This is a genomic window from Nodosilinea sp. LEGE 07298 (assembly GCF_015207265.1).
Lineage (GTDB): Bacteria > Cyanobacteriota > Cyanobacteriia > Phormidesmidales > Phormidesmidaceae > Nodosilinea.
Map to the genome: position 1 here is coordinate 1 of NZ_JADEXE010000289.1, position 8,322 is coordinate 8,322.

The 8,322-nt window shown below is 54.3% G+C and carries 10 protein-coding genes; 7 read left to right on the top strand and 3 right to left on the bottom strand.

Annotation, left to right across the window (positions count from 1 at the left end; translation table 11 throughout):
- From IQ273_RS26845 to IQ273_RS26860, 4 genes are all read left to right on the top strand, one after another.
- Entirely contained in the window at positions 1-111 is a 111-nt protein-coding gene (locus IQ273_RS26845; RefSeq protein ID WP_397197044.1) for a transposase, read from the top strand.
- A 273-nt stretch (positions 112-384) separates the two neighbouring features.
- Positions 385-2,115: a glycoside hydrolase family 15 protein gene (locus IQ273_RS26850; RefSeq protein WP_194026200.1), complete on the top strand. Its 1,731-nt coding sequence runs from the start codon at positions 385-387 to the stop codon at positions 2,113-2,115.
- Positions 2,116-2,301: 186 nt separating this feature from the next.
- Positions 2,302-2,649 carry a YbjQ family protein gene (locus tag IQ273_RS26855; protein ID WP_228053952.1) on the top strand — a complete coding sequence of 116 codons (348 nt, stop codon included), beginning with the start codon at positions 2,302-2,304 and terminating at the stop codon, positions 2,647-2,649.
- A gap of 2 nt (positions 2,650-2,651) precedes the next feature.
- The gene (locus tag IQ273_RS26860) at positions 2,652-3,092 is read left to right on the top strand and encodes a YbjQ family protein (protein WP_194026201.1); all 441 of its coding nucleotides are present in this window, start codon (positions 2,652-2,654) and stop codon (positions 3,090-3,092) included.
- 22 nt (positions 3,093-3,114) lie between these two features.
- On the opposite strand, the gene IQ273_RS26865 is transcribed toward IQ273_RS26860, so the two are convergent.
- The 3 genes from IQ273_RS26865 to IQ273_RS26875 all read right to left on the bottom strand — a co-directional run bounded on the left by IQ273_RS26865 (position 3,115) and on the right by IQ273_RS26875 (position 5,529).
- Positions 3,115-3,738: a TMEM165/GDT1 family protein gene (locus tag IQ273_RS26865; RefSeq protein ID WP_194026202.1), complete on the bottom strand. Its 624-nt coding sequence runs from the start codon at positions 3,736-3,738 to the stop codon at positions 3,115-3,117.
- Between the two features lie 327 nt (positions 3,739-4,065).
- On the bottom strand, positions 4,066-5,091 hold the full coding sequence (locus IQ273_RS26870) for an isochorismatase (RefSeq protein WP_194026203.1): 1,026 nt from the start codon (positions 5,089-5,091) through the stop codon (positions 4,066-4,068).
- Between the two features lie 150 nt (positions 5,092-5,241).
- On the bottom strand, positions 5,242-5,529 hold the full coding sequence (locus IQ273_RS26875) for a hypothetical protein (RefSeq protein ID WP_194026204.1): 288 nt from the start codon (positions 5,527-5,529) through the stop codon (positions 5,242-5,244).
- A 367-nt stretch (positions 5,530-5,896) separates the two neighbouring features.
- Between IQ273_RS26875 and IQ273_RS26880 the strand changes: the two genes are divergently transcribed.
- From IQ273_RS26880 to IQ273_RS36035, 3 genes are all read left to right on the top strand, one after another.
- Positions 5,897-6,355, top strand: coding sequence for a hypothetical protein (locus IQ273_RS26880; RefSeq protein ID WP_194026205.1), 459 nt, complete (start codon positions 5,897-5,899; stop codon positions 6,353-6,355).
- A gap of 518 nt (positions 6,356-6,873) precedes the next feature.
- A complete protein-coding gene (locus IQ273_RS26885; RefSeq protein ID WP_194026206.1) occupies positions 6,874-7,953 on the top strand; it encodes a GUN4 domain-containing protein in 1,080 nt (359 codons plus the stop codon).
- A 269-nt stretch (positions 7,954-8,222) separates the two neighbouring features.
- Positions 8,223-8,322: transposase (locus IQ273_RS36035; protein WP_194021068.1), on the top strand; the 100-nt coding region annotated here is incomplete at its 3' end.

The window sequence follows — 8,322 nt, forward strand, 5'->3', positions numbered from 1 at the left end:
ATCAACACGCGTTTGAAGTTGATTAAGCGCTCTGGCTACGGATTCACTAATTTTGAGCGATTCCGCCTCCGATGCCTAATCTGCTGGCATTTTTCTCCAACCGCTGCATAGTGATCCCAGGAGAGCCCCATTTTTGCTGGCATGGTTGCTGCCATTTGTGTTCTCAAGGTACAGAATGGCGAGCTAGGGTTCCCTCCTGCCAAAGGCACAATCTCTGGCCTAGCCGCCGCATCCTTTGGACGTACAGCAAGCCAAAGCAGAGGCCGAAGCAGAGGCCGAAGCAGAGGGAATATGCCTTTAGCTGGAGGAAAACGGGAAGTAAGCCCTTTACGCTAGTGTCATAAAACTTATAGATAGGCCGTTGTAGATGGAGCAGGAAGCGTAATGGGAGAGTCTAGGTTTCCTGCAATTCGAGACTTAGCGCTAATTGGCGATCGCCGCACGGCAGCCCTGGTGACCAATACCGGGGTAGTTGTCTGGTATTGTCCTGGTCGCTTCGACTATCCATCGCTGTTGGCCGCCCTGCTCGACCCCGACCGGGGCGGCGGCTGGATGGTGCAGATACCCAATGCCACCTGCGCCGGGCGGGGCTACCTGGAAGATAGCGGCGTCTTAGAAACGACCCTGGCCACTCCGGCAGGCGAGCTACAAATTACCGACTGGATGCCGATGGGAGAGGGCACCCCCCACGGCATTGTTCGCCAGTTTTCGGTGGCCCCTACTGATATGGCCATTACCCTAGCGCCTGCCCCCGACTACGCCCGGCGATCGCCCCAGTGTCAGGCCCAGGCTCAGGGCATTCAAATTGATGGGCAGCACTACCTATACGCCTCGCATCCGCTGACTATTAGCGAGGAAAAAATCAGCTGCACCATTCCCCAGGGAGAAAGCGGCTGGTGCATTTTGGTCGATAATCCGCTGAGCGACCTCACCGATCTTCAGCTCAAGCGTTGGCTAGAGACAACCCTGGAGTGTTGGCGAGAGATTACCGCCCACGCTACCTATCACGGCCCCTATGAGCGCGAAGTTGCCCAGTCTATTCGGGCGTTGCGCCTGCTCACCTTTGAGGATAATGGCGGCATTATTGCTGCCCCAACTATCGCTTTACCCGAAGTAATTGGTGGCCAGCGCAACTACGACTATCGCTATGTTTGGCTGCGCGATGCCGGTATGATTGTCAGCGCCCTTACCCGAGCCGGCAGCGATGGCACCGACGAACGTCGTTTTCTAGAGTTTATCTGCGGCTACGATCGCGACTCTGGCCACCAGCCACTCATGCCGTTTTCTACCCTAGCGGGCAAAGCGCCCACCACAGAAGAAACCCTAGATTTGGTTGGGTATCGCCACAGTGCCCCTGTCATCGTTGGCAATGTGGCCAAAGACCAGCTCCAGCTCGACGCCTACGGCAATGTGCTGTTGGCGGCCAAGCTGATCTACAACCGCTTCAATACCCGCGAGCACTGGTCTCTAGTCGCCGAAATTGCCGATTTTTTGAGCAATCACTGGCACGACCCCGACTACGGCATCTGGGAAGAGCAGGAAAAGCACCAGTACACCTCTAGCAAAGTGGTGGTAGCCTGCGGGCTAAAATTTATTGCCGATGCGGCTGAAAATGAGGACCAGGCCCGCCGCTGGCGTGCTGCAGAACAAGCGATTCGAGAGTTTGTGGCCCAGCACTGCCTTACCTCAGAGGGGGCCTACGCTGCTGTGGCTGGGGGAGAAGACGTAGATGTAACCGCCGCCCTGTTCCCGGTGTGGGCCTACACCGCCGCCGACAGCCCCGAAATGGTGACGACCATGAAGGTTCTAGAGCGCGACTACGCCACCGGCCATCTCTATCGTCGCCATCTAAAAAGCTTTGATTCGCAGCAGGAAGGCGCTTTTTTGGCCGGAACCCTGTGGGTGGCTCAATACTGGATTATGCGCCAGGAACTACAGCGGGCCAGAGCGATCATTGATGCCGCTCTAGAATTTGCCAATGACTTAGGCCTATTCGCTGAAGAAGCCGATCCAGAAACGGGAACGATGCTCGGCAACTTTCCTCAAACCTTTGTGCACGCCGCGTTTATTGGGGCCGCGATCGATCTCAAAGCAGCCCTTGAGCAAAGCCAATAAAGCCGAGGGCAGGACAAAGCACCCCAGCACCGCTATTTTTGCAATCGGTAAAGGCCCTATGGCCAGCGATCGCCGCGCTGTGTAACAGATTGCAAGCAATAGCAGGTAAACCGTTAGAAACTATCGACGCGGGCGATCGCAAAGGCTAGGGTTGTGGTTGTTTTGTAGGGCCTTAGGCCACATACGATGACCGTTCAACCTCGATCTTCTGCATCAACCATCATTCTCACTAACATCGAAACCGTTCCCGGCAAAACCATTACGCAACAGCTAGGCCTAGTGCAGGGTAGCTCAGTGCGGGCTAAGCACCTGGGCCGCGACATTGCCGCCGGGCTCAAAAACATCGTGGGGGGCGAACTCAAGGGCTATACCGAACTGCTACAAGAGGCTCGCGAAGAGGCCACCAGCCGTATGGTAAAAGACGCCCAAAAGCGAGGCGCTAATGCCATCGTCAATGTTCGCTTTGCCACCTCATCGCTGACCCAGGGGGCGGCAGAACTTTTCGCCTACGGCACCGCCGTACGGGTGGAGTAGCTATGGATGGACTGATCATCTTTGCGGTTTTGCTGGGGATTGGCTACTTTTTTGGTGCCCGAGCTGAAAAGCAGCACCTTCTCTTTTTGCAGCACCGAGAGCAGGCGATTAAAGGACTAGTGCTCAGTACGGCTGGGGCCAAGGCAACGGTGCCGAATGCCCATCAGGCCGAACTATTTGTGGGCAGCGTAGTCATTTCGTCCGACTTTTTTAAGACCTTTGTGGCCGGGATCATGAACTTGTTTGGCGGGCGCATTACGGTTTACGAAAGCCTGCTCGAACGAGGTCGCCGAGAGGCCCTGCTGCGAATGGAAGAGACGGCCCTGGCGTGGGGGGCCGAACGGATCGTCAATATCCGGATTCAAACCGCCGAGCTAAGCGGCAACAGTGGCAAGGGCGTTGTGGCTTTAGAAGTCATTGCCTACGGCACCGGTGTGCGTTAGCTAGCTGGGCTTGGTTGTCGCCCTAAACCATTTCTAGGAGGGCAACCAAGCCAAAAACAATAAATAATATGCCGCCGACCACAGTGAGCCAACGTTCTGAAATTCGTCCGGCAATCAGTTTGCCGCAGGCGACGGCGATCGCGGCACACACCGCATGGCCCAACGTCGCTCCTAGCACCACCCCGACTGGGTGATGAGCGGCCGCCAGGGCAATGGTGGCAAACTGGGTGCGATCGCCCCACTCGGCTACAAAGGTGAGGCTAAACGCTTCGATCAGCACGGTTCTAACTGACCACTGTTTTACCCCGGCCTCGCGCTCTTCGACGGCCTCTAAAGCCTCGGCCTGCTCGTCAGCTAGACTGCCTGGCCCGGCCATTCGGCTGGCATCGTACAACAGCTTCAGCCCAAAGCCCAAAAACAGCGCCACCGTTAGCGCCTGCACATAGCGTTCTGGAAAAATAGTGACCACCTGACCGATCGCCACCGACAAAACGGTCATGACAAACAGCGCGGCGGTGACCCCCACAAACACCCAGCGACGCGGGTGACGGGTGGCCAAAATAACGCCAATAAAAAAGGTTTTATCGCCCAGTTCCGACAGGGTGATTAGCAGTAGGCCAGCGGTAAAGCCTGCTAGTAGGGTCATGCTCCTCTCCAGTAGTGTAGACACCGAGTGGGCATGATGGACACTTTAAAAGACCCCACCAAGCCCACATGGTTGTGAACTCAGTGAAGGTCTCGCTTGCGAATGGCACAGGTTTAATTCAATGCTAATTCACCATCTGAACCAGGCTCATCGCCAGTATGTTGACTCAGATGATTGGGCCAAAAACCCAAAGCTACTCCCCTTCAATGACTAGTATAATACCACCCTTCTGGCCTCAAACTGTCAGCAGACTTACAGATGGTTTATTAAAAAAAAACTGCCGACAATTCATTTTCTATTCATTTTTGAAAATGCTTTTTGATGGCCTTAAATGTTCCCTGGCCAGTCGGCGATCGCGGTGGTTGACTGCACCCGGTGCATACCCGCCGCCGCAAAGCGCTGATAGGTTTCCTCAGCCTGGTCGGTAAAATCGACCACGTCGGGGACGACCACTGGGGAGGCGCAGTCGTCGAGTAGATACACCTTTTGAGCCAGAGCCGGGTCGGTGGCCTGAATGTCGCTGAGCAGGTCGGCCACCGTCCATGCGACGCAGTGGCTCTTGGCCTGGCCGGCCACAACGACAGCGTCAAACTCCAGCAGCGTTTGAATGAGAGGGGTGTTTTTGTGCGCGATCGCCTGTCCCTGCGCGTCCTCCATGACCTCTGGGCTGAGCACCGAGTAGTTTTCGGTCAGGGGGTTGCTGCCCTTCAGCTCAAAGCGGGTCTGGCTCTGGCGGGCGATGGTGTGAAAAAAGCAGGCTTCTTCGATCGCGGGTACCAGGGCGTGGCCAATGCCCCCCAGCATGGAGTGGTAGGGCCAGATGGTGAGGGGATATTTACCCCGGTCGTTCAGGGTTTTGGTGTAGTGCAGGGCGTACTCTTGCAGATCGCGGGGGGAAGAGAGGTTGGCGGCGACGGCTGGGTTGACCCGCCACTTGCCCTGCACCACATCGTCGTAGTGGATTAGGGTCATCGGCGGCGGGTTGTTGCCCTCGGCATCGACCCAGAAGTAAGGGTGAAACACCTGCATGGTCTGGTGGGTGTCGAGGGTGGCGGTAATGGTGGTGATCTGCCCCAGGTTGCGGTAGATAAACTCGCCCAAACGGCGGTTGTCATCGACGGCCCCCTGGCCCGATCGCCCGCCCACAAATAGCTCAAAACCCGGCAGGCAGAAGGTGTTTTGCACGTCGATCAGCAGCAGGCAGAGGCGGCGGCTGTCATCGCTGGCGGGGGCAATGCCGTGGGTGGCGGCCCAGGCTTTGGCGTCGGTGGCCCGCTGCTGGTAAGGCACAGGCCAGATTTCGCCGACCCGGTTGGGGTCAAAGAAGGGGGGAATGGGCAGGGTTTGCATCATAGCGGTTTGGGGAGAAGAGGGCGATCGCTGTCTGATCCGAAATCGGATTTGGTAAGCCCCGATTCATAATCAGGAACCCTGTAGGGGCTGTAGGGGCTTAGCATGCTAAGCCCCTACAGCCCCTACAGGCCCATTTTATTGGCGATCGCCCTACGATCGCATCCCTCGCCTGCGGGTCATTACGGCGACGTATTCGCCGCTGCGCCCGGAGGGGATGGGGTCTGACCAGGCTATGCGATCGCTGTAGCCCAGCGCCACCAGTTGGCTAATGGCATCGGTAATTGCGCCGTAGTCGCCCAGCAGAATGTGCCGCAGGGTTTCTTGACGGTAGGTGGGCCTGCCCTGAGCGAAGTCGTTCGCGCTAGCGTCTCCCGTAGGGAGAAAGGGTAGGGTAAACGGTACGGGGGACTCATCCCCCGAGGTGGGTTCTAAAAACATACGGGTCTCCGTTTTCGCTAAAGAAAACGGGGAACTATCCAGATCCCTCTTTTTCTCTGTGCTGTGAAGCAAGAGATGTGGTGAAGCAAGAGACGGAACTACAATGATTCCAGTCATCTCAGCTTACCTGGTCTAAGGTGGGATGATCAGGGGATTTGAGGAGTTCCTACCTCCTCTCTTCCCCGCCCAGAATCATTCCCCGCAGTTTTAATCTGCCAGAAGCGGGGCAAAAGTACAACCGTATGGGCTACTTTGCAAATCAGGGTTTGCTGACGGCAGGCAAACTCTAGAGAGCCTTCGGCCAAGCTCACATGTGGGGGATGCATTCTCGGAGAACTGATTACGGTTAATGACACTGAATACTCCTATGAAGAATCTTCCAATTTTTATAAGTCTATTTTTGTATACGCTTTCCCTAGCAATTCCCAATTTTCTCTTCAGCGAGACGCATTATTCTATGGATGGTCATAGTGCACCTTCACCTGCTGCTGTGTGGGGATTGACTGTACTACTGGTAGGCTGGTTCTGGCTTCTTGCACTTCAGTTTATCTGGTTCGCAAACCCCTTATATTATCTAAGCCTTTATTTTCTTTGGGCGAGACGTTGGTACGCCGCTATTGCTTCAAGTGGAGCCGCAATTGCAATAGCTTTAGTAAGCACGCTGCGGCTGTTTCGACAAATTGTACCCAGTGATGTAATGTTCTTCACGACCCTAAGCCTACAGCGCTTAGAATTAGGTTATTATCTTTGGACGATATCGCTGCTAATTCCATTTGTCTGGAGCACTGTTCAGGTATGGGGCGATCGTGCTGATGCGAAAGACTAAAGAAGCCCATAGGTAAGCAGTCTTACTTCTTAAGTAATAGAGAATAATCAGGTTCTCCTGAATGCTTTGCATTAAGAGGTTGCTAGTTTTAAGTTGTTTTCTTTGCTATTTACGAAAGAGCACCACCCATTTGTAATTTAGTGCAGTTTTCAGCATCGATCATTTGATCTGCAACTCCGGCACTGGTTTTTAAAAGTATGATTCTTGATTTCTCGTCGCCTAGAACCTTTGTGCAGAAAGCATTCTAGGAAACTTTCTAGGTTGGCAGTCCAGTGCCCAACACGGTTAAAGGGCAGGATGGTAAGACGCGATCGCTCCCTTTCGCTAACTGTAGTAAGTTTAGTTTTAAGGTGTTGTGACTTCAACAGCGGAGACTAGATGGTTTAGAGCAATCGTATAAAAAAACCACCCTTTAAATGGATTCTAAAAACCAGGGTTCGTATCAATTTATGCAACGAAAGTAGTGGCTGACACGAAGTGATTAATACTGACAGAGGCTCTTATAAGGTGCTTGCTCCATGTCTAATATGCGAATCCTGAAGCCGTTAAGCTGCGTCTTGGCGGTGGCCCTAGTCGCAACTACGACGCCACCCGTAGATGCCCAGACCGAACCTTACCGTGTCACTTGTGAAACGATGGCTTTTCCGAGCCAGGGAGTGACTTTGACCTACCGACTGACGGGCAGCCTACCAGAGACCACTACGGTGGAAATGCCTCAAAACCCAGTTAACACACCCTTGACCCTAACGGTGCAGTGGCAAGATCAACACGGTCGCGTTCAAACCTTGCTCAATGCTTCTGCTTTGAGTGAGTATGAGCAGTTGGCTCCCGATACTGACTTTTCTCAGCTGCCTTTTGAAGAAACATTTCGCGCTCAGCCCAACAATAGCGATCGCCTATATGGGGCACCCGCTTCGGTGCATGGACTTTACGTCAGTCTGCGTCCCACCAGCGGGCAGCCTCAGCAAACACAGACTATTCACTACTTGCGCCCTGGTGAGTATGTGCGCTCAACAGTGGGCTACTGCCAGATTGAGAATGCTGAGCGTGATAGGGCGGTTGATGAGCAGTTGACACTGTTAAAAGAACGACTCCAGGCTGGGGACTGGGCCGCTGCCGATAGAGAAACCCGGCGGTTACTTGCCCCAGGGTCGGTCTCACTGTCGTCTGATGCAAGATTGGTGCAGCCGGAGCTGATTCGTACCATTGACCAGATGTGGCTAACGGCTAGTAATGGACGGTTTGGTCTCAGTGTTCAGTTGCGTCTTTGGCAGCAAGCACTGGCTGAGCACCCCAACAATAGGGACGCAGCTGTCAACGCCTTTCGCGATCGCGTAGGCTGGAAACTTGCTGCTCCGCGCGCTGAGGTTGACTTCATCAGCAGTGACTGGTTGAACGAATCGGAACTGACCTACTCCTTGCATGCTCCGGAGGGCCATCTGCCCTGGGCTGGGGTATCAGATGAGGTGGTGCAATCGCTTGCTGCGCCAGAGGGACATTGTGGCAGTTGCTTTACCGATGCCATGCAGCTACGCAACGAACGCTTCTATAGCTACCTTCCTCAACTGATGGGGTGGGTGGAGCTGTCCTTAGAATGAGATTTTCCTTTCGACGACTTGAGAAGGAACACGCACTATCAATTCTTCGTTGGCGTTACCTTCCCCCGTATGACTTTTATGACTTTGATGTCGATACTATCCAAGAAGGCTTATGTTATCTAATTGACCCCAAAAACGCCTTTTATGCAATCTTAAATGTGCACGAAGAACTTGAAGGCTAGGCTCAATAGGTGTTTCAGGGAGGTGACCTGCAAGCAGATGATGTATTCGCTAGGCTGAACACTAAAGTGCACCTGCTCTGCGATCTCATGCTAACCCTGACACACCTTTTGGAAGAGGCCAAGTGCTACGACAGCGTTCGGACGTTGCGCTGGCCCGACGGCGTTATCCGGTGTCCGAAGTGCGGCT